Annotated in this window: 21 protein-coding genes; 6 read left to right on the forward strand and 15 right to left on the reverse strand. The window is 41.6% G+C overall.

Features of this window, described 5'->3' with window-relative positions:
* Positions 1-16: 16 nt before the first annotated feature.
* Complete coding sequence (locus MHB67_RS09115) at positions 17-481, forward strand: phage tail protein (RefSeq protein WP_332284302.1); 465 nt, start codon at positions 17-19, stop codon at positions 479-481.
* 255 nt (positions 482-736) lie between these two features.
* Here the strand turns inward: MHB67_RS09115 and MHB67_RS09120 are convergent, their stop codons facing one another.
* The 5 genes from MHB67_RS09120 to MHB67_RS09140 form a co-directional block, all read right to left on the reverse strand.
* A complete protein-coding gene (locus MHB67_RS09120) occupies positions 737-1,156 on the reverse strand; it encodes a hypothetical protein (protein ID WP_332284300.1) in 420 nt (139 codons plus the stop codon).
* 133 nt (positions 1,157-1,289) lie between these two features.
* Positions 1,290-1,652: a hypothetical protein gene (locus MHB67_RS09125; protein WP_122631316.1), complete on the reverse strand. Its 363-nt coding sequence runs from the start codon at positions 1,650-1,652 to the stop codon at positions 1,290-1,292.
* A gap of 143 nt (positions 1,653-1,795) precedes the next feature.
* Positions 1,796-2,155 carry a ribonuclease toxin immunity protein CdiI gene (gene cdiI / locus MHB67_RS09130; protein ID WP_226340878.1) on the reverse strand — a complete coding sequence of 120 codons (360 nt, stop codon included), beginning with the start codon at positions 2,153-2,155 and terminating at the stop codon, positions 1,796-1,798.
* Positions 2,156-2,174: 19 nt separating this feature from the next.
* Positions 2,175-3,842, reverse strand: coding sequence for a T7SS effector LXG polymorphic toxin (locus MHB67_RS09135; protein WP_342492925.1), 1,668 nt, complete (start codon positions 3,840-3,842; stop codon positions 2,175-2,177).
* 322 nt (positions 3,843-4,164) lie between these two features.
* Positions 4,165-4,584, reverse strand: coding sequence for a MarR family transcriptional regulator (locus tag MHB67_RS09140; protein WP_342492926.1), 420 nt, complete (start codon positions 4,582-4,584; stop codon positions 4,165-4,167).
* Positions 4,585-4,754: 170 nt separating this feature from the next.
* Between MHB67_RS09140 and MHB67_RS09145 the strand changes: the two genes are divergently transcribed.
* The gene (locus MHB67_RS09145) at positions 4,755-6,275 is read left to right on the forward strand and encodes an MDR family MFS transporter (RefSeq protein ID WP_133744067.1); all 1,521 of its coding nucleotides are present in this window, start codon (positions 4,755-4,757) and stop codon (positions 6,273-6,275) included.
* 38 nt (positions 6,276-6,313) lie between these two features.
* On the opposite strand, the gene MHB67_RS09150 is transcribed toward MHB67_RS09145, so the two are convergent.
* From MHB67_RS09150 to MHB67_RS09170, 5 genes are all read right to left on the reverse strand, one after another.
* Positions 6,314-7,183, reverse strand: a complete 870-nt coding sequence (locus MHB67_RS09150; RefSeq protein WP_044335845.1) for a class II fructose-bisphosphate aldolase — start codon at positions 7,181-7,183, stop codon at positions 6,314-6,316.
* Positions 7,184-7,185: 2 nt separating this feature from the next.
* Positions 7,186-7,644, reverse strand: a complete 459-nt coding sequence (locus tag MHB67_RS09155) for a fructose PTS transporter subunit IIA (protein ID WP_024427781.1) — start codon at positions 7,642-7,644, stop codon at positions 7,186-7,188.
* 15 nt (positions 7,645-7,659) lie between these two features.
* Positions 7,660-9,075 carry a PTS fructose transporter subunit IIBC gene (locus MHB67_RS09160; protein ID WP_133744068.1) on the reverse strand — a complete coding sequence of 472 codons (1,416 nt, stop codon included), beginning with the start codon at positions 9,073-9,075 and terminating at the stop codon, positions 7,660-7,662.
* Positions 9,076-9,088: 13 nt separating this feature from the next.
* Positions 9,089-10,003 carry a 1-phosphofructokinase gene (gene pfkB, locus MHB67_RS09165; RefSeq protein WP_133744069.1) on the reverse strand — a complete coding sequence of 305 codons (915 nt, stop codon included), beginning with the start codon at positions 10,001-10,003 and terminating at the stop codon, positions 9,089-9,091.
* A gap of 130 nt (positions 10,004-10,133) precedes the next feature.
* The gene (locus MHB67_RS09170; protein WP_024425669.1) at positions 10,134-10,910 is read right to left on the reverse strand and encodes a MurR/RpiR family transcriptional regulator; all 777 of its coding nucleotides are present in this window, start codon (positions 10,908-10,910) and stop codon (positions 10,134-10,136) included.
* A 159-nt stretch (positions 10,911-11,069) separates the two neighbouring features.
* Between MHB67_RS09170 and MHB67_RS09175 the strand changes: the two genes are divergently transcribed.
* Positions 11,070-12,476 carry a phospholipase D family protein gene (locus tag MHB67_RS09175; protein ID WP_342492908.1) on the forward strand — a complete coding sequence of 469 codons (1,407 nt, stop codon included), beginning with the start codon at positions 11,070-11,072 and terminating at the stop codon, positions 12,474-12,476.
* 7 nt (positions 12,477-12,483) lie between these two features.
* On the opposite strand, the gene MHB67_RS09180 is transcribed toward MHB67_RS09175, so the two are convergent.
* Genes MHB67_RS09180 through MHB67_RS09190 form a run of 3 tightly spaced genes read right to left on the reverse strand, consistent with a single transcriptional unit; the run spans position 12,484 to position 14,110 of the window.
* Positions 12,484-12,969: a DMT family transporter gene (locus MHB67_RS09180; protein WP_342492909.1), complete on the reverse strand. Its 486-nt coding sequence runs from the start codon at positions 12,967-12,969 to the stop codon at positions 12,484-12,486.
* A 21-nt stretch (positions 12,970-12,990) separates the two neighbouring features.
* Positions 12,991-13,671 carry a cyclic nucleotide-binding domain-containing protein gene (locus tag MHB67_RS09185; RefSeq protein WP_342492910.1) on the reverse strand — a complete coding sequence of 227 codons (681 nt, stop codon included), beginning with the start codon at positions 13,669-13,671 and terminating at the stop codon, positions 12,991-12,993.
* A gap of 13 nt (positions 13,672-13,684) precedes the next feature.
* Entirely contained in the window at positions 13,685-14,110 is a 426-nt protein-coding gene (locus MHB67_RS09190) for a DMT family transporter (RefSeq protein ID WP_024425673.1), read from the reverse strand.
* A gap of 211 nt (positions 14,111-14,321) precedes the next feature.
* On the opposite strand from MHB67_RS09190, the gene MHB67_RS09195 reads away from it, so the two are divergent.
* Complete coding sequence (locus MHB67_RS09195; RefSeq protein WP_025093179.1) at positions 14,322-15,749, forward strand: aldehyde dehydrogenase family protein; 1,428 nt, start codon at positions 14,322-14,324, stop codon at positions 15,747-15,749.
* 71 nt (positions 15,750-15,820) lie between these two features.
* On the opposite strand, the gene MHB67_RS09200 is transcribed toward MHB67_RS09195, so the two are convergent.
* On the reverse strand, positions 15,821-16,219 hold the full coding sequence (locus tag MHB67_RS09200) for a DUF3221 domain-containing protein (protein ID WP_285711127.1): 399 nt from the start codon (positions 16,217-16,219) through the stop codon (positions 15,821-15,823).
* Between the two features lie 260 nt (positions 16,220-16,479).
* On the opposite strand from MHB67_RS09200, the gene MHB67_RS09205 reads away from it, so the two are divergent.
* Together MHB67_RS09205 and cysI are read left to right on the forward strand one after the other, a co-directional pair.
* The gene (locus tag MHB67_RS09205; protein ID WP_342492911.1) at positions 16,480-18,300 is read left to right on the forward strand and encodes an assimilatory sulfite reductase (NADPH) flavoprotein subunit; all 1,821 of its coding nucleotides are present in this window, start codon (positions 16,480-16,482) and stop codon (positions 18,298-18,300) included.
* A 33-nt stretch (positions 18,301-18,333) separates the two neighbouring features.
* Positions 18,334-20,052 carry an assimilatory sulfite reductase (NADPH) hemoprotein subunit gene (cysI, locus tag MHB67_RS09210; protein ID WP_073205848.1) on the forward strand — a complete coding sequence of 573 codons (1,719 nt, stop codon included), beginning with the start codon at positions 18,334-18,336 and terminating at the stop codon, positions 20,050-20,052.
* Positions 20,053-20,081: 29 nt separating this feature from the next.
* Here the strand turns inward: cysI and MHB67_RS09215 are convergent, their stop codons facing one another.
* Positions 20,082-22,016, reverse strand: a complete 1,935-nt coding sequence (locus tag MHB67_RS09215; RefSeq protein ID WP_342492912.1) for an AMP-binding protein — start codon at positions 22,014-22,016, stop codon at positions 20,082-20,084.

Below are 22,016 nucleotides of genomic sequence, written 5' to 3' on the forward strand. Positions count from 1 at the left end.
ATATGGAGGGATAGAAATGGCCTATATCGTTGATTTTAAAAATGTGTCTGCGATTGGTTTAGAGTCTTCACCTGTAGCAGAAGCACTTGCTGGCTTACGTGCTAATGAGGCTCGTTACTTTATGAACAAATATAAGCATGAATTTACAGTATTACCTGCCAGCGAAAGTCAGGATACCCTTGATTATGTGAACCGAGTGTTAAAAGAAGAACGTGAACTAGAGTTTGCAGCAAAACCTTTAGAAACGGCAAGTTTTCAAGTGGAAAATATCAAATGGACTTACGTCTTTTATGAGGATGGTCTTGCAATTAACGTCCTGTATACAGTGGATGACCCGAAAAAACGTGCTGTTGGTTTTAAGCTTTCTGAAGGTATGGAAGTACCAAAGGAATTAGAAGGGAAATTTAAATTTGCTAGGCAGAAGTCTAAACTTGCTGGAACGATTCGTGGGTCATTTTTTAAAATTAAAGGGGAATATTGAACCCGAATTTGTGAATCTGATGAAACAAATAAATAAAAATTATTTCCCTCTTCTAAACAGAGCAGCATTCTCTATGCATTATTAGAGGATGTTTTTCTGTTTATTGTACCAATTTCATTTTCTTATGAAGAAGTTATACGATGAGGTCCCGATCCCCTTTTGGTCGTTTTTTTTAATTTGAAGTCCAATAACACAAAAAGACTTGAAAGGCATTAAGCCAATCAAGTTTTTTTTGCGTAATCTCATTAAAACGAACTAATTTGAATTCATTTTTGAAAGAAAGTCTTGAAGAACTACTTTTACTGGTGAATTCGTAGTAGTAGCCATTACATGATTTACACGTTTTAAAATTTGAGGATGCTTCAATATCAATTTCTTGCCTTCTTCAATTGGGAAGCTTCTCAATGTATCAATACAAATCTCAAATAATTCGTTATCATTAGTATTCAACAAATCTATTAAAATATTTAGCTCATATTCATTGCACTCATTATCCAGGCAATAAGCAATTTTACGCTGCCACTCTATTGGTTTATTAAGCACCTGATTTGATAGTTCTTCCCAGTCATTTAGGCTAAAATCAGAGAGTATCTCACTAGCAATCAAACACCCGTCATCATACCATGAATCTACTGTTGTATCAGCAGATAAAAGAATATCTAATTCTCTAAACATATTGAATCCCCTAATTATGTAATTACTCTGAGAACACATTCTCGAGTACCTACAGCCTCAAAAATTGATCAAAAACGAGTAAAACTGAAGAAACTAGCGATGTTAATTTGTTAGTAAATAAGTACCTACTATTTTATTTCCACCAGTTGGATGTAATTTCTTTCAAATGAAATTCTATAAAATCAATCACTTTGGTATAGTCATCCGAGCTGAATTCCTCAATAGGATTGTCCCAATCTGTATTTTTAACTATTAGAACAAGGTAGTTACCATCAGAAGATAAATCAGGATACCACCCTAAATCCAATGTTATTGATGATTTCTCATGATAAAGTTGTAATAAACTTTCAGTGAACATAAACCATCTATCATCTTCTGCTTCTAACTTTTTAGGGTCAATTTCCCTGAAATTATTATAACGTACAATCCAACCTTCAGTTATTCTTAAAGGATGAATGTTGAATACAGGGACTTCGAGTTTTATATTTCTTCTCATTATTCTCCAACTTATTCATAAATTTGATAGTAATTTAAGTCCTAATTTATTATTCAGCCTATAAATTATCAATTAGAATTGTCTTTAATCATTCTACTAATTTCAATACTTAGTTGCTCAACTATTTTCAGAGGTTGCTTCTGTCAATTGGCCAATCTATATTTTTCAAAAACCTTCCTTAACACCTCGCTAATAGTTTTCTTATCCTGAGGATACTCTGTAATGTACGTGTTACAGGCTTGCTCAAGATAATAGTAGAATGTTTGATAATCAACAATAACCTCATCATCATGAAGTGCAAATAGTACTCCATGAAAGGGCTCCTCGTCGGGTTCCAGATCATTTGGAAATGTGCAATCCACATCGTTAATTCCATAACCTACTCCCGTAGATAAATGCTGAACAATATTTACAAAGCTATCATCAGTAATGGCATTGAAGAAAGCCACCACAGGAAAGTGTTCATCTCTTAACATTTGAGTTTCTAAAATTTTTTTTAACATACTATCTGAATCCTCCTACCTATAATTCAGGATAAAACGAGGTCACTGCCCCATCCTTATCTGTATAACCTCTCCATTTTATACCTTGTCCATCATAACCTTCCCATTCTCTCCCTAAAACACCTTTTGAAGAAGCATTATTTACAGCTTCTTTTCCTCGTTTAATAAAATCTTCATCAGAAATTAACTTAGGATCATAAACAGTTTTATCAAATGGCTTTGCTTTCCATCCAATTTTTTGACCTGTTTTAGCATCTAAAGAAGGAACTTGGTAAGTTATTTTTTCCACTCCTGGCAAAGCATCATGCTTCTTAACATTTAATATATTTACATCATTTTTCATAAATTCATCTTTGTTATGCGCCCCACCAATTCCTCTTCTCCTTGGAACATTGGGATCAACTTTTCTTATATGATCTTCTAAGCTAGATGAGAACTTAACGTTTTCCCTACCCGTAATTCCCATCTTCCCCCGAAAGCCTTTCGCCCCAAACGGCAAAAGCATCCCCAGAGCCGCGTTCATACTTGCTTCCTGCTGTTCTTTTGAGATCTTGTTTCCAAACATGTCTCGGCCTGTGATTGCTTCGCTGAATCCGTTGGTTGCAGTGAGGCCATATAGTCCTTTTTGAGATGTTTTTAAGGCGTCAAAGGATTTTTGTGATGTCTTGTAAATGTCGACTGCTCTGACTGCAGCTGATGTGGCTTGGGTGGTTTTATAAACAGCTTTCCCGCCTTTGAAAATGCGTCCTGCCCAGCCGACGATTGGGATGTAGCCTGCGGCTGCCATGCCTCCTGCCGCGACTCGCTGGCCTGCGGTGAGTTCCTCGCCTGTGATTGGATCGACGCCTGTTGCGGCACGTTTTGCATCGTTCACGCCAGTCAGTTCATTCACGATGTTTCCACCATAATCGAGGGCTTTTTCATACCAAGGGCGGTTGGCGAGGGCTTCTTGTTCCTTTGCGATCTTGCGGGCTTCTTCTTGTTCTTTTTTGATTTTCAGATATTCAGCAGTTTGCTTTTCAATATCGCTTTTTGCCTTGTAGATTTCGCTATTTTGATACGCTTTCTTGTCAAAATTCATAGGCGAAATCGCTTTTCCGTCATTTGTCGCATTGATCATTTCAGCGTACAATGCCATTGTAGCTTGCTGCTCCGTCTCTGACAAAGCATATTCATCTTTTAAATTTTGATCAAGCTCTCTTAGTTCTTTGACCGTCTTTTTTCGTTCATCTTCCGCATCTTCTATATTTTCATCAAAGGTTTGGCTATCAAATACCTCTAGGGAAATGAGGTCATCAATGTCTTGAAAAATCGTTTTGAGTGCCTTTTTTTGATCCTTCACAATGCTTTTGGCATTCTTGATGCCCATATGTACTGCGTTGTCTAAAAAGTGTTCTTCTACAAAGGTATCGCCGCCAAAGCTCGTATCATCCAGTGTCCCAGAAACACCTTCATGAAAGGCTTTTTGTTTATCAATGAAGCTGATAAACATGTCTACATTTCCAGCAAGCTCTTTATAGAAACTTTTAATATTATCTGCACCTTTCCCAGTGAAATCATCACCGAGATTGGCCACACCTTGTAATGCCTTTTTTAAATCTACCATTTGTTCGCGGAGTTCCTGATAGTGTTTTGCCCTTGTGTCCATGGCACTTGTTAGTGCTTTTGCATCAAGTATCTTGCCCAGAAGAATTCACTCCTTCCTATTCATTGACAAGGTCAATTTTACCAATAAAAATTTTGTCATTAAATAGGAATATTGATACAAAAAACAGCACTTATTATGTAAATGAACAAGGTTTCAATAGAATACTTTAGCTCCACTTTTGTCATAACAATTATAATGTAGTTTTTAGAACAATCTTTTAAATAGAACATTTTTTTGAGCTACTCCATTATAAAAAATGTTATAGAGCACTTCCATGGTAAGGAAGATGTCACTAGTCGAGGCAATCCCTACATGAATTAGGAATGCACTTAGAAAAAGCACACCCGCATCAGTGTACTTTTTACGATTTAGACTTCAGCAATTGCAGCTCTTGCTCCATGATATCTGCTGCTTCCATTATAAATTGAATAATTAAATCTAATTCTTCTGGTTTGTATTCATTTGTGAGTTCCTTCGTTGATGTTGATAAGGATCGAAAGAGTTCTTTTACCTGTGATTTCCCCGCTGTTAGAGGAACAATGATGACTCTTCGTTTGTCTTTTGGATCCTTTTCTCTTTTGGCGTAGCCCGCTTTTTCAAGCCGGTCAATAAGAGCTGTGACCGCACCGGAGCTAAGACCTGTTTTTTCACTTAATTCTCCTGCTGTGAGAGGACCGAGTTCGTTTAATAAATCGGCGGATTTGAGATCTGTTGGAAAAAGGCCGAGCGATTGAGCGGCCGCTTGGTGGAACAAAACGGTTCGTGTGGCGAGGCGCCTCATTGTATGTATGATCTGGGCTGCTCTGTCTTCAGCCTCGTTCTTTATTGACAACTTGTTCTCCTCCCTTTAAAATCAATTTATCTTGATCATCAAGATAAATGTTCTCTTACTTTATGGTTAATTTGATCATAGCAAAAATAATGAGAGAACGTAAGCAGGAGGTAAATGAAATGAATCATGTGGATAAAGGCAAGGCATCCACTCGCTTTGTTGTCATCGGTTTGCTGTTAGGGATTTTTATGGCAGCGATGGACAATACCATTGTTGCAACAGCAATGGGAAGCATCGTAGCAGATTTAGGCAGTTTTGATAAATTTGCTTGGGTGACAGCTTCTTATATGGTGGCAGTGATGGCGGGAATGCCTATTTACGGAAAGCTTTCTGATATGTATGGTCGAAAGCGTTTTTTTCTGTTTGGACTTATTTTCTTTTTAATTGGATCAGCGCTGTGCGGTATCGCACAAACGATGGATCAGCTCATTATTTACCGAGCCATTCAAGGGCTTGGGGGCGGTGCACTTCTTCCGATCGCATTTACGATTATCTTTGACATCTTCCCGCCTGAAAAGCGCGGAAAAATGTCTGGTATGTTTGGAGCAGTCTTTGGTTTATCAAGTGTACTCGGACCGCTTTTAGGTGCTATTATTACGGATTCGATCGGCTGGCATTGGGTTTTCTATATTAACGTGCCAATCGGTATTGTCAGTGTCTTCTTGATCGCCAGATACTATCAGGAATCGCTTGAACATCGTAAGCAGAAAATCGACTGGTCAGGTGCTATTACACTTGTCGTTGCGGTTGTCAGCTTAATGTTCGCGCTTGAGCTTGGCGGTAAATCTTATGCTTGGGATTCGGTGCAAATTCTCACACTTTTTGCTGTGTTTCTTGTGTTCGGTACGATCTTCTTTATTGTTGAGCGTAAGGCTGAGGAGCCGATTATCTCATTTTGGATGTTTAAAAATCGATTATTTGCAACATCTCAAATTTTGGCGTTTTTATATGGCGGGACATTTATTATTCTTGCTGTCTTTATTCCTATTTTCGTGCAGGCGGTGTACGGTGAATCTGCGACAAGTGCAGGGTTCATTTTAACACCGATGATGATTGGATCAGTCATTGGCAGTATGATTGGCGGAACGATGCAGACGAAAGTGCCTTTCAGACGTCTTATGACCATTTCTGTCATTTCATTTTTCGCTGGGATGCTGCTGCTTGCCAATATGTCACCAGATACAGCAAGACTGTGGCTCACACTCTTTATGATGATATCAGGCTTTGGCGTCGGGTTCAGCTTCTCCCTTCTGCCTTCAGCTTCAATGAATGATCTTGAGCCACGCTACCGAGGCAGTGCAAACTCGACCAATTCATTTATGAGATCACTTGGAATGACTCTGGGTGTCACGATTTTCGGAACGATTCAAACCAATGTGCTGACAAATCGTTTAGCAGATGCCTTTAGCGGAATGAAAGGAGCCCCTTCTCAAGTAGGCGATCCACAGGCTATTTTCCAAGAAGGTGCCCGCTCACAAATTCCGCCTGATATTTTAAATAAAGTCATCGATGCGATGTCACAAAGTATTACGTACGTATTTTTGCTTGCATTATTCCCGATTGCACTTGCGGCGATTACGGTCATATTTATGGGAAATGCACGAGTACGCACATCTAATGAAATGAAAGAAAACGAATAATGTGAAAAAGCAGAGCGATAGCGGCTCTGCTTTTTTTCTTATTGATATAACGGATGGGCTTTGCCTTCACTGCCAACGATTCGTATTTTCGATTGGACCATGTCTTTCGCTGCTTGTTTTGCTTTTTGTAAATACATACGCGGATCTAAGCTTTCAGGTTCGTTTGAGAAATGATCACGTATTGCTTCGGAATACGCATTTTTCAGTTCAGTTGAGACATTCACCTTTGCCATACCAAGTGCAACGCATCGCTTGACATCCTCATCTGGTACAGCGGAACCACCGTGCAGGACAAGTGGTACATCGACCAGCGCTGCAATTTGTTCAATGCGGTCAAAGTCAATATCCGGCACCCCTTTATAAATGCCATGGGCAGTACCAATCGCAGGCGCTAAAGTAGGCACTCCAGTTTCTTCTACAAATTGACGGCATTCTGATGGAACGGCTTTTTCAGCATCCTTTTCGTCAACGACGATATCATCTTCTACACCGCCTACCTTGCCTAGCTCTGCTTCGACATTTACACCGACTTTTAAGGCAAGATCCACGACTTCTTTTGTGCGGCGTACATTTTCTTCATATGAGTGCATAGATGCATCGATCATAACGGATGTATATCCAGCCCTGATACAGGTGAGAATCACATCAAAGTCTGTGCAGTGATCCAGGTGAAGACCGATTGGGATTTGATATTGATCAGCCGCCGCCTTCACTGTATCTGCAATCGCTTTTGCTCCAAGAGATTGAACCGTTCCAACCGTTGTTTGCAAAATCACAGGTGACTTTAATTCTGCGGCAGTTTCGAGCACCCAATAGATACTGTCAAAGGAGTGCACATTGAATGCCACAATTCCGTATTTTTCGTTTTTCGCAGCCTCAAGCATTGGTGTTGTTGAAAGTAAAGGCATGATCAAACATCCTCTCTAGTTAAAATATCCGTTTCTAATACAGCAAGCATGTCTTCATTTGTTCTTGTTTCCAGCAGTTTTTGACGTTTCGTTTCATCCATTAAGCCTCGTGAAAGGGCTGAAAGAGCTTTTAAATGAGTCGTCCCTGCTTCACTTTTAGGGATCAGTAAGGATAAGAAGAAAAAGCAAGGCTTCCCATCAAAAGCGTCCCATTCAATACCTGTTTCCGTGCGGACGATCACAAGTGCTGGTTTCGTGATGGCTTCTGTTTGAGTATGCGGAATGGCAAATCCATCTTGAAATCCGGTTGTACTCAGTGCTTCCCTTTCCGCTAACCCTTTTTTGACATCCTCTGGTGAGGTGCAAATACCTGCTTTGTAGGCAATGTCAGCAATGGCTGCGAACACGCCAGCCTGTGAAGAAGCTGTTTCGTGAAGATTCATATAGATATGTTCCATCATTTCTCATCCTCCCTTTTAAACTGCTGGGTTGTCTATTTTTTTACGGTAAAGTCCGTAGAGAATCGCACCTACGAGTGAGCCGATTAGTATGGAAAGCACCCATTGGAATGCACCTGTGACGACCGGAAGAACAAGGAATCCACCATGCGGAGCTGGAACCTGTACCCCAAACAAATATGTCAATATAGCAGAGATGGCAGAGCCAAACATGATAATTGGCAGGACAACGACCGGGTTTTTGGCCGCAAATGGGATGGCTCCTTCTGTAATATGTGTCGCTCCTAGAATATAGTTGATTGCCCCTGCATTTCGTTCTTGTGGCGTGAAATGTTTTCGGAAAATCGTTGTAGCAATCGCAATGATAAGCGGCGGTGTGATACATGCTGCTGACACACCTGCCATGAAGTAAAGGTTACCTTCTGCAAGTAAAGCCGTTCCTGTGACATAGGCTGCTTTGTTAAAAGGTCCGCCCATATCAAATCCACACATTGCTCCAACAATTAAGCCTAAAAGCAGCGGATTTGTGGATTGTACAGATGAAAGAAAGTCCATTAAGGAATTATTTAGCCCTGTGATTGGAACTAACAACGGGGTCATGACAGCCCCAATTAAGAAAATACCGATGACAGGATAGATGAAGATTGATTTTAATCCATCAAGTGATGCTGGTAATTTTTGAAGCAGGAATTGAAGAAGTACGATGATATACCCTGCTGCAAAACCAGCGATAATACCACCTAAGAATCCAGCGCCTCCATCATTTGCAAGGAGACCACCTATAAATCCAACGACCATCCCTGGGCGTCTTGCGATCGAATCAGCGATAAATGCTGCTAAAATTGGTACCATTAAGCTGAAGCCAAGTCCGCCAATGCTTTTCAAATAGGCAGCAAACGGATGATACGTTTCGTGCTTAGGATCAGCAGAGTAGATACCAAATAAGAAAGAAAGGGCAATTAAGACACCGCCTCCAACGACAAATGGCAGCATGTGTGATACACCGTTCATTAAGTGCTTATAAATGGTGTGTATCCATTTATTTGCCGACTTTTGTTGAGAGGATGAAGGAGCAGATGGTTTCTCCGTTCCAGAAGTTCTTCCTTTCACTTGATGAACGGGGGCATCTCCATTGATAATGCCTTGGATCAGTTCATTTGGCGTGCGGATACCCTTCGCTACAGGCACTTCAATTAGTGGTTTGCCGTGAAAACGATCTGTATTTACATCTTTGTCAGCTGCGACAATGACCCCATCGGCCTCCAGAATGTCTTGATCAGTTAAAGCGTTTTCAATTCCTACTTGACCATGCGTTTCGACTTTGATGTCGACCCCTAGCTGCTCGGCAGCGATTTTTAATGCTTCAGCTGCCATGAATGTGTGTGCAATGCCTGTTGGACAGCCGGTTGCAGCGACAATTTTTTTACGGCTCATGTGTTATTCCCCCTTATTTCTTCTGAATGTGTACTTGCTCAATCAATGAATCAATGTCATGTAAATCACTTAAGCCTTTAGAAAATGCAGTAGATGCGCCAGTTGCAATGCCGTAACGTAAGCACTCGTCAGATGAATGACCTTCAAGCTGTTTACTAAGAAAGGCTGCGAGCATCGCATCTCCAGAGCAAGCTGTATTTACTACAGTGCCTGTCGGTGCGTTTCCTTTTAAGACGGCGTCTTTCGTAATGAACAAAGCCCCTTCTCCCCCGCGGGAAATAAGCACTTGCTCTGCACCCATCTCAATGAGTTTCTCTCCTGATTGAATGAGTTCTTTTTCTGACAAAGGATGTGTTTTGCCGAAAAAAGCAGCGATTTCTTCTTCATTCGGTTTTAATAAATACGGTTTGTATTGAAGCGTCTCAAGAACCGCTGCGGAGCTTGTGTCTAAAATGAACTTGACCTTCTGTTGATGACAAATAGCTGCTACTTCTGAAAAAATGCTGGCAGGAACGCCCTTTGGCAGACTGCCTGACATGATGAGGATGCCTCCTTGCGGGATAGCCGCAATTTTCTCACGAAAGGCGTGAAGCGCTTTTTCTTCAATTGCAGGGCCTTGATTCACTAGCTTGTATTCTTCTGTCGTATTGATAAAAACATTAATGCGTGTAATGCCTTCAACCGAGATAAAATCGGTTTGAATGGAGAGATCCTTTAAGGATTGTTCAATATAAGAGCCTGAAAACCCAGCAATAAATCCTAGTGCAGTGCTGGTGAAGCCATATTTCTTTAGCATAATTGACACGTTCACGCCTTTTCCATTCGGCTGATAATCTTCATCTTCTGTGCGATTGACTGCATTTGCCCGCATTTCTTTTAATGCAATATATAGGTCAATAGCAGGATTTAAGGTGCAGGTATAAATCAATTGGTTTCACCTTCTTTCTTTTCTCTAAAGAAAGTATCTCATACGATTCAGTGAAAATGTTTTCAGAATGTGTAAAGGTTTTCATGAGAAAAAGCCTTCCAGATCAAACTCTCGAAGGCTTTCTTATTGGTTATTTCATTCGGATCACATAGGCGTCAAGTAAAATGCGGGCAATGACATGAAGAGACAGACGGGATCTGACTTCATAATCTGGGAAGAAAGATTGTTCCCCTTTATATCCGACTAGTGTCATATCTGATATTTTGCTTAATGTAGAATCTATTCTTGTCGTAACCGTAATGGTTGTGACTTGCTTCATACTGAGGTTTTGACACGCTTCAACAAGCTCAGCTGTTTCGCCATTTAATGAAACAAAGATGGCAAGCTCACTTTTTTCAATGTCTCGCGATTTCAGCCGAATGATATTCGGATCGTCGTGTACTTCACATGTTTTCCCGATGAGCTGTAATTTGATGGTCATCTCTTTGGCGATCATCTCTGAGAAGCCTCTGCCGAAAATATAAATTTTGTCTGCATTATGTATTTTTTGAACGGCATCTTCAATTTGTCCAATACTTTGCAGCTGTATCGTTTTTAAAACCTCTTCTTCATTTTTCCGAATGGCTAGTTTGATGTCTTCATCAATATTTTTGAGCTGGTCGCTTGCATCTGTCATTTTCTTTTCTTGTTTCAATCGATATTTAAAGGATGTATAGCCGTTATAGCCAATTTTTTTCATCAGCCTGACTATCGTGGCAGTCGATACATTGGCTCTTTCGCTTAAAGTGACAATGGATAAGGTGGAGATATCCTCTAAATGCTGGTGAATATAATTGAGTAAATAACGTTCTGTTTCACTTAACGTTTGATATACATCGCTTGGGATGTTAAATAATGATTCGTTCAATTCGATTCCCCCTTATTCATTTCATACTATAATTAAATGCCCAATAAAAACAAGATGATTCTTTTGTCATGTATTTAGATGAAAGGCGAAAATGAGTGAAATTTTATTTTTGACATAAACTAAGGAAAAGTTGTGTCTATGTGAAAGGAGCTGATCCGAATGCTTCATCTTTTGTTTTATCTGATCCTTCTCTATGTCGTTTATGTCTTTTTGACCGCATTTGTTTTGTTTTATTTACCGATCCAAAAAACATGCAAAGAACATTGTATCTATAAAGCCTCTTCGATCTCAGGAGATGATCAGGGCACAAATCAAGTGATGCTTCTTGACGATGGATTTGAGTCTGGTCAGGCCAGAATCCAAATGATTCGTGAGGCAAAGAGGATGATCCGCCTAAGTTATTATTCCATTCAAAAGGGAAAAACAGCCGAATGGGTACTAGGTGCTTTAATTGAAGCTGCTGATCGAGGGGTGAAAGTTCAGCTGCTTTTAGACGGCATCTGCCACAGTTTGCGTGGACCGCTAAAAGATTTACGATATGCCGTGGCAAATCACCCGAACATGGCCATTCGTTTTTATGAGCCCTTTCGGTTATTTAAGCCATGGACGTGGCATAACCGCCTTCATGATAAGCTGCTGCTGGCAGATGGCCGAGTGGCTGTCATGGGCGGAAGAAATATCGGTGATAAATACTTTGCAGATCAGCCGCCGAAAGACTTTGCATTTGACCGCGATGTGCTGCTCTATAACGACAAAAAAGGAAAAGTATTAGATGAAATGGAGCAATATTTCGTTTATTTATGGAATCATGACTTTACGAAAAGAACAAAAGCTGTATTCTCTAAACAAAAAGCAAAAAAAGGCTTAAAACTAAGAAAGAAACTGCTTAGATCCTATCAGGAGGCAGTGCATGCGAAAGAACCTTTTGTGATGTCGTCCTTTAATTGGGCAGCAGATGGCACCTCAGTAAAGCAGATTGCATTTTTTACAAATCCTGTGGAGCGCTTCAATAAGCGTCCTCTTGTGCTGAAAAAACTAAACGATCTTGCTCACCGGGCAAAGCGTTCTGTGCTCATACAGACGCCCTATGTCATCCCGACACGCCCCATGAAAGACGGCCTCACTCCCTTAGCCAGCGGGATTCAAACGACAGTTGTCACGAATTCTCTTACAGCGACGCCAAATCCGTTAGCTTTTGCAGGTTACTTAAGCACGAAAAAGGAACTGATGAAAACAGGCGTTCATTTGTACGAATATGAAGGTCCGTATTCCATTCATGCGAAATCAATGGTCATTGATGATTATTTAAGTATTATCGGAACATATAATTTAGATGCGAGGTCTAGTTTTTTAAATACAGAGTCGATTTTGGTCATTGATAGTGCCCCGTTTGCGCTATCACTTACTGGGGCAATTGAACGGAAAATCGCTTATAGCTATCTCGTCGCGAAGGATAAAGCAGCCTATAAAGCGGGGTCATATGGGCAGAAAAAAAAGCCTTTAATGAAAAGGCTCCTTTTAAATGGTTTATCCACGATAACCATTCTATGGCGGCGGTTGATCTAAAGGGCAGCTACTCTTGTGGCAGCCCTTTTTCTTCTGATTTCTCCTCTTCTGCTGCCTCCAATTTGGTCAATTTAAACACCAAGATCCCCGCAACAATCACAATGACACCTAATAGTTTTGCGGTAGAAAATTCCACTTTCTCTAACCCAAGCCAGCCGAGCGAATCGAACAAAAGTGCGGAGCCGAGCTGTGAAATCAGGACAATCGAGATTCCATAAGTCGGACCAAGACGTTTGATGCTTTGAACGAGGCAGATGACCACCCCTACTCCAATGGCTCCGCTAATCCAGTACCACGCTTCCATATGTCTTAATTGAAACATGCCGGTTCCTTCTAGCAAAAGACCCATCAAGAGTGAAGCAATAAAGCCCATACCTAGAACGAGAGTGGTCGTTGACCAAGAGCCTGTCTGCTCATTGACCTTACTGTTAAAAATGGTTTGTAAGCTGACAAGTGCGCCAGCCGTAATGGCTAATCCTATTCCTATGATCATGTCTGTATCCCTTCATTTCTTCTATTCATAAATGTTTCGCTCCGCTATTTCTAAGAGTCCTTCCCGGTCAAGAATCGTAATCTCCCCTCTTCGCCTCTTGATCAGCCCTTTTTCACAAAATTGCTGAATCACCCGGTTAATATGACGGTAGCTTGTACCAATTAAGCTTGCCGCATCAGTAAGACGAAGTGCGCTCGCGCTGTTATCCCCTGTTAACACAGACAATAAGTAGCTTGCGAGTCTGACCTCTACAGGGTATAAAAGGTGGAAGCTCAAATCGTTTGATTTCGTATAAAATTTGTTTGTGATGCCCTTTAGTAAAAAGGTTAACACGCGGGGGTCATCTTTCGCATGGCGCATGAGCGCTTGATGAGAAATCCTTAGCATATGTACTTCTGTGACAGCCTCCACTGTATTGACCATATCAGTCTGCTGAACGTATTCAATATCTCCAATCGCTTCAAGAGGATGTTTAAAACAAAGAATGAAGGTCTTTCCTTCTTTTGTGGTGGTGAAAATCTTTAATTTTCCTTTTACTAACAAGTACAAGTGCTCCCTCTGATCTCCCTTTGAACAAATCAGCTCACCTTGCTCATAGCGCCATAAGCTGACGTGTGATATGAGTTTCTGATGAAAGACGTTTTCTAATTCATGTGCTTTGAGATAAGAGGAAAATAGAGATTGATCATGAAGCTCCTCCATCTAACGCCCTCCTTTATAGCTTTAAAATGATTACGCCTGCGATCATCAATAGAATTCCTGCATAATGCTGCCATTTCATTTTCTTCTTCTGTACACCAAACCATCCTTTTGCATCGATTGCAAAGGTGAAAGCAAGCTGTGCAATGAGTAAAGCAGCGATGGTCAGTGTGACACCGATCATTTGAATCGCAGTCACTTCATTGAAAATAATAATGGCTGCAAATGCACCGCCTACTAAATAAAGCGGCTGCACCTTTTGATATTCCCTGAAGTGTCCGTCACGTACGATCAGTAAAATGATCAGTGCGATCATAAAACCGGTCAGCTGCGTGATGGTTGCCGCCTGCCATGTCCCGATATCCTGGCTGATTCTTGCGTTTGCTACGCCTTGCAGTGTAATACAAGCGCCTCCTAATAAAGCGAAAATAACACCTTTCATTCGTTCAAATGCTCCTTCTTTTTCAGTCTAGTTCCATTAAAAGATAGATGCCCTCATGTTGAAAAGGACATATGTCCCACTTTGCGTATTATATCAGAAACTTTTTCTTTTACAGTTGCATCGTTTTAGATTTTTCACAGTGGGTACAGTTTTATATCACCTGAAAACAGAATATTGAATTGAATCACATATAAAAAGGAGACATGTCAGAATGAGAAATCAAGAGAAACATTTTATTAACGGAGAATGGATCGCATCAACAGGAAACGAAACGACGGAGGTCATCAATCCTGCTACAGAGGAAGTCATTGGCACCATTAGTTTAGGTACAAAAGAAGATTTAGATAAGGCAGTCAAAGCCGCTCGTGCCGCCTTCCCTTCTTTCTCAAAAACATCTCGAAATGAACGCGTAAAGATGCTGGAAAACATTGTGCGCGGCTACGAAAAGCGTAAGGATGAACTAATTGAAGTCATGACACAAGAGCTCGGTGCACCGCTGAAAGTATCAGAAGAAGTTCATTACAAAATGGGACATGAACATTTTTCTAAAGCAGCGGAAGCACTTAAATCGTATACATTTACTGAGGACCGCGGCGGACACACCATTATAAAAGAAGCGATTGGTGTCAGCGGATTGATTACACCTTGGAATTTCCCAACGAATCAAACATCACTTAAAATCGCGGGTGCCATTGCAGCAGGATCGCCAGTTGTCTTAAAGCCTGCGGAAATTACACCTTTTGCCGCAATGATTCTTGCAGACATCATTGATGAAGCTGGCGTACCGAAAGGCGTCTTCAACCTAGTAAACGGAACTGGTGATGTCATTGGTGACGGCATTAGCTCACACCCTGATATTGACTTTGTTTCATTTACGGGATCAGGTGCTGTCGGCTCTAAAATAATGGAAAATGCTGCAGACAATATTAAGAAAGTGGCTCTTGAGCTCGGCGGGAAATCCCCTCTTATCGTCTTAGATGATGCAGATGTGGATGAGGCAGCCGAAACAGCCGTTCATCATATTGCGATGAATACAGGTCAAGTGTGTTCCGCAGCTACACGTGTGCTGATTCCTGAATCAATGAAAGACGCATTTGAAAAAGCGCTGCTGAATGCCCTGCCGAAGTTTACAGTTGGTGATCCGCGAGAAGATCACGCCACTGGCCCGCTTGTCTCCAAAAAGCAATGGGATACCGTGCAGTCTTATATTGAAAAAGGAATTGAAGAAGGTGCTCACCTACTTGCTGGGGGAACTGGTAAGCCGGACGGACTAGACAAAGGATATTTCGCTAAACATACTATTTTCACAAATGTGAAAAATGATATGACCATTGCGCAAGAGGAAATATTCGGACCCGTCATGAGTGTGATCACATATCAAGACTTGGATCATGCCCTTGAGATTGCCAATGATACAGTGTACGGTCTTGCTGGCTATGTGGTTGGAAAAGATGAAAAAACATTAAAATATGTAGCTGAACATATTCGTGCCGGTCAAATTACCATTAACAATGCCGAAACAGATTACTTTGCCCCGTTTGGCGGCTTTAAGCAATCTGGTATCGGAAGAGAATGGGGAGACTTCGGTATCGAGGAATATTTAGAAGTGAAAGCTGTGATGGGACTTCCAACAGCATAATTTGAAAAAAGGAGAAAAACTCTAAGGTTTTTCTCCTTTTTTATGATAGAAAGAATCTGCCCCCTGCTCCCCTACTTATCCATCATGATTTTATATTTTTCGACCTTTGCTTTAGGAGGAAACGATTCTTGTAACTCATCAAACCAAACCTCAATCGTTTGACCCTGTGACAGCTCTTTAGAATCTACTTTCGTTAAATCCATAACGATGAGATCATTTTTATACTTTTCAATAAGAAGATGAGTTTTCAATGAATCATCGCTTTTTAATGGCGTTTTATTGTTTATAAGAAGTAAATTCGTCTCCCCTTTTCTTAGCAGGATGCCTTTTTTTGAAAAAGGTGCTGTTGTTTTATTCTGATTGTATGAATCTTTTATATTATCCTTTGGAGAATTGCACGCTACTAATAAAACGAGAAAAATTAAGATGACAAGCCGAAAACATTTTATATTTTTAAACTTTATCTGCATCAACTTTCATACACCCCTTTTCAATCCCTTACGATCGTCTCTTCATTCAAAACGGCCCATTTTTCTTAAGGTGCTTTATACAGTTAAGCGATTCACCTTCAAGTTCTGTCACTTTGCAAAGGTATTAGAAATCTTAATCATGACAATCAATATTATATATTTTACTTAATGGCAAACTTTCGGTAAAGTTCAAATTGAACCTATATATATAATTCCTATCGAATTAATCTATGTTTATATTCCTTGTGAGGTGGATATTGTTGCAACTTCATGTATTGAACAGTCCGTTTAGTCAGGAGCAGGCAGAACTGCTTAATCAGCTGCTTCCGACTTTAACAGATCAGCAAAAAATTTGGCTTACCGGTTATTTATCAGCACAGGCAGCTTTAGCCGGATCAGAAAATACTGCCCTAGCCCCTTCTCTTTCTGCCGCAGCACCAGCGCAGCCTATCAGCAAAGATGTGACCGTCCTTTATGGCTCACAAACAGGCAATTCTGAAGGGTTAGCAAAAAAGACAGCGCAGCATCTTGAAGAGAAAGGTTTTCAAGTGACGCTCTCTTCTATGTCAGATTTTAAACCGAATAGTCTGAAAAAAATAAACAATTTACTGATTATCGTCAGCACACATGGCGAGGGAGATCCGCCTGATAATGCCCTTTCTTTCCATGAATATGTTCACGGCAGACGTGCACCAAAGCTCGATCATTTAAGCTTTTCTGTCCTATCACTTGGTGACAGCTCTTACGAATTCTTCTGTCAAACAGGTAAAGAATTTGATGAGCGCTTAAAAGAGCTTGGCGGAACGCGTCTTTTCGATCGAGTGGACTGTGATCTTGATTATGATGAGCCGTTTTCTGAATGGCTTCAAGGGGTGGCATCATCACTTAGCGAAGGCGGAGCTGCGACAGCCCCGCAGGAATCAGCGGAAGCGAACACTCAAACAGCTGCATCTGAATACTCAAGAACAAATCCTTTTTATGCTGAAGTGCTTGAAAATATCAACTTAAATGGCCGCGGTTCTAACAAAGAAACCCGTCATTTGGAGCTTTCTCTTGAAGGATCAGGACTTGTTTATGAGCCGGGTGACAGCCTTGGTATTTATCCAACAAATGATCCTGCGCTTGTTGATGAACTGATCACAACATGCGGATGGAATGCAGAGGAAGCCGTAACCGTTCATAAAAACGGCGACACGCTTCCTTTAAAAGAAGCACTTACCTCTCATTTTGAGATTACCGTATTGACAAAACCTCTTCTTCAAAAGATGGCGTCCTTTACAAAAAGCGAAGCCTTGCAGGCCCTTTTAGAAGAAGGAAACGAAGAAAAATTAAAAGCATATATAGCAGGAAGAGATTTAGTAGATGCTGCTCGTGATTTCGGTCCTTTTGAAGGAACAGCGGCAGACTTCACTGCCATTTTAAGAAAAATTCCGGCTCGCCTTTATTCCATTGCAAGCAGCCTGAAAGCAAATGAAGAAGAAGTTCATTTGACGATTGGTGCTGTGAGATATGATGCTCACGGAAGAGAACGTCAAGGTGTCTGCTCAATCTTATGTGCGGAGCGCTTAGAGCCAGGTGATAAGCTGCCTGTTTATATCCAGCACAATCAAAACTTTAAGCTTCCTGAAAATCCTGAAGCACCGATCATTATGGTAGGACCAGGCACAGGCATCGCCCCTTTCCGTTCCTTTATGCAGGAGCGCGAGGAAGTCGGTGCAGACGGAAAGTCATGGTTGTTCTTCGGTGATCAGCACTTTGTGACGGATTTCTTATATCAAACCGAATGGCAAAAGTGGTTAAAAGATGGTGTGTTAACGAAAATGGATGTGGCTTTTTCAAGAGATTCAGAGGAAAAAGTATATGTCCAGCACCAAATGAAGAAACAAAGTAAAGAATTATTCGAATGGCTGGAGCAAGGTGCCTATGTATATGTCTGCGGAGATGAAAAACATATGGCGCATGATGTTCATAATACCCTTCTATCAATCATCCAAGAAGAAGGTGCGATGAGCAAAGAGAAAGCTGAAAGCTATCTAGCCAACTTGCAGCAGCAAAAACGCTATCAGCGTGACGTATATTGATTGAATGCTTGAAAGAAAGGAGCTTTTACTTACATGGTGAAGACAGCATTAACAGCGCCGGAAGGACCTCCGAGCGACGTAGAGGAAATCAAAGAAAAAAGTGATTATTTACGGGGTACTTTAAAAGAAGTGATGCTCGATCCGATTTCAGCGGGTATTCCTGATGATGATAACCGTCTGATGAAGCATCACGGCAGTTATTTACAGGATGATCGTGACCTGAGAAATGAACGGCAAAAACAAAAGCTTGAGCCTGCCTATCAATTTATGCTGCGCGTCCGCCTGCCTGGCGGAATCGCTACATCCAAACAGTGGCTTGTAATGGATGAGCTTGCTCATAAATATGGCAACGGTACGTTAAAGCTGACAACTCGTGAAACCTTTCAGCTTCACGGTATTCTAAAATGGAACATGAAAAAGACCATTCAAGACATTCATTCCACTATGCTTGATACGATCGCTGCTTGCGGCGATGTGAACCGTAATGTCATGTGTACGTCAAATCCTTATCAATCAGAAGTGCACCATGATGTATACGAGCTCGCCAAAAAATTAAGTGATGACCTGCTTCCGCAAACAAGAGCGTATCATGAAATTTGGCTTGATGAGGAAAAGGTAGCAGCAACGCCTGATACAGAGGTTGAGCCGATGTATGGTCCACTTTATTTGCCAAGAAAATTCAAGATTGGTGTGGCGGTCCCTCCGGCTAACGATATTGATGTATTTTCGCAGGATTTAGGCTTCATTGCGATTATTGAAAATGATCAATTAGTCGGTTTTAATGTTGCGATTGGCGGTGGAATGGGCATGACTCATGGTGATACAGCGACCTATCCTCAGCTTGCAAAAGTAATTGGCTTTTGTACACCGGAACAAGTTGTAGAGATTGCCAAACAAGTGATCACCATCCAGCGGGACTACGGAAACCGTTCGGTGAGAAAAAATGCCCGCTTTAAATATACAGTGGACCGCCTTGGTCTTGAGAATGTAAAAGAAGAGCTTGAGCGCCGCCTTGGATTTACCCTATTAGACGCAAGAGATTATCACTTCGATCATAACGGTGACCGCTATGGCTGGGTAAAAGGCATTAATGGCAGATGGCATTATACGATGTTTGTAGAAGGCGGACGTATCACGGATTACGATGATTATCCGCTGATGACAGGCATTCGTGAAATCGCAAAGATTCATACAGGTGACTTCCGCTTAACAGCGAATCAAAATTTGATCATTGGAAACGTCACATCTCATAAAAAGAAACAAATCGAGCAGCTCATTGAGGAGTTTGGTTTGTCAGATGGACAGCAGCACTCTGCACTGCGCCGCAGTTCAATGGCCTGTGTTGCTCTTCCGACATGCGGCTTAGCGATGGCAGAGGCAGAACGCTACCTCCCGCGCTTAATTGACAAAATTGAAGAGATTGTCGAAGAAAATGGCTTAAGTGATAAAGAAATCACGATTCGTATGACTGGATGTCCAAATGGATGCGCCCGTCATGCGCTTGGTGAAATTGGCTTTATCGGGAAATCACCTGGTAAATACAACATGTATCTTGGCGCTGCGTTTGATGGCAGCAGATTAAGTAAACTGTACCGAGAAAATGTAGGAGAAGAAGACATTTTAAACGAGCTTGGCTCTCTTCTCCCTCGCTATGCAAAAGAACGCGCGGAACATGAACATTTCGGTGATTTTGTGATTCGGGCAGGTATTGTAAAAGAAACAACAGATGGCACGAATTTTCATGTGCAATAAAAAAGACAGGACGCTCTCCTGTCTTTTTTTTATGGACTTTGTTTCCTTTTCAAGTATTCGCAAATGCTGTTATACACATCAGGATTATCTAGAGACGAAAGATCTGGTGAAGGCTGCTGTTCATAAGCTCCTTTTAATAAACGCCGGACGATTTTTCCGTTTCTTGTTTTCGGTAATGCTGAAATGAGATGAATTTCCTTTGGTGTGAGCGCTTTTCCCGCATATGAACCAACATGTATTTTGAGCTCTTGAATGAGTGCTGCTTCTTCGAAAGACTGTGAACTGGCCACTATGAAACAAACTAGTGCTTCTCCCTTCACCTCATCCTTTACTCCAATCACAGCAGCCTCATGTACGGCTGGATGCCCGACAAGAATGGATTCAATTTCAGCTGGACCAATGCGTTTACCTGCTGTATTAATGACATCATCCGATCTGCCCGTGATATGGAATGCGCCATCCTCTGATTGCATCACCCAATCACCGTGCGTCCACACCCCATCAAATCGCCTAAAATAGGTGTCTTCATATCGCTCCGGATCTTTCCAAAACCCACATGTCATGCCGACCCACGGCTTTTTCACAACAAGCTCCCCTACCTCATTCAGAACGCTCTCTCCTGCCTCATTATACACATCTGCCGCCATTCCTAAGATGGCCGCATTAAAAAGGATCGGTTTGATTGGACGAAGCAGCGTACTTCCTACAATACCGCCAGAAACCTCTGTTCCCCCTGAGTAATTTAAGATTGGAATGTGCTTTTGACCAATGGTGTCAAAAAGCCATTGCCATGGTGCTTCATTCCACGGTTCACCTGTAGATATGATGGCTTTCACATGCGGCAGCTCAATGTCTGAAAGGTTTTGCTGCATCGCAGAACGAACAAAAGTAGGTGAAAGTCCAAAATGGGTGACTTTTTGCTCGTGGATGAATGACCAAAGGTGCTGTTCATCTGGATAATCGGGGGCGCCGTCATATAAAACAATTGCAGCTCCATTGATCAAGCCGCCAAAGACGAGAAAGGGCCCCATCATCCATCCCATGTCTGTGAGCCAAAACAAACGGTCTCCTTTTGCAACGTCCATACAAAGACCGGCATCAAAAGCCGCTTTTACAGGAAAGCCTGCGTGTGTATGGACAGCCCCTTTTGGTGTACCGGTTGTTCCAGACGTGTATAAGATCATAAGGGGATCTTCATTTGAAAGATAAGTCGTTTTACTCAGTGGTTCCTCTTTTAACAAATCGTTTAGCTGAATATCCTCTTTATATCCAGTAGAAGAGGAAGCATGTACAATGACTGTTTGGACAGTCTTGGTTTTGTCGATCGCTTCTGCCGCACATTCACGCATGTTGATTGTCTTTCCCCGGCGCGTCACGCTTGAGCCTGTGACGACAATGGTTGCACCTGATGCACGAATACGTACGGCAAGAGGCTCGCTTCCATAGCCAGAAAAAACCGGGCTAAAGATGACACCAATCTTTGCAAAGGCAAGCATGACGGCAGCTGTTTCCGGAAGCATCGGCATATAAATGACCGCTACATCCCCTTTTTGTATTCCCTTTTTCAAAAAACCAGCAGCGAGACGATTGACCTTTTCTTGAAGTTCGAGGAACGACCATCTTCTCTCTTCTCCCGCTTCATTTCTCCACATCACAGCTGGTTGATGCTGGGTTTCTTCATTCTCTGCCCATTTGTCAACAGCCGTTTCGACCACGTTGAGCCGTCCGCCTTTATACCAATTGGGCCACATGAATGAATCTTGGCCTAATGCGGCTTCATACGGCTTCTTCCACACGATGCCGACCGCCTTTTCGGCTTCTCTCCAAAACCAATCGGTCCGCTCGATACTAGCTTGATAGAACGCATCATAAGTAGAAAAACCAAGTGAATGCATCCATTTGTAAAGGCGTGTTTGTTTCATCATCTGTTCTTCGGGTATCCACGCTGGTTTTAGGTTCATCAT

The sequence above is a fragment of the Bacillus sp. FSL H8-0516 genome (assembly GCF_038635285.1).
Classification (GTDB): Bacteria; Bacillota; Bacilli; order Bacillales; family Bacillaceae; genus Bacillus; species Bacillus safensis.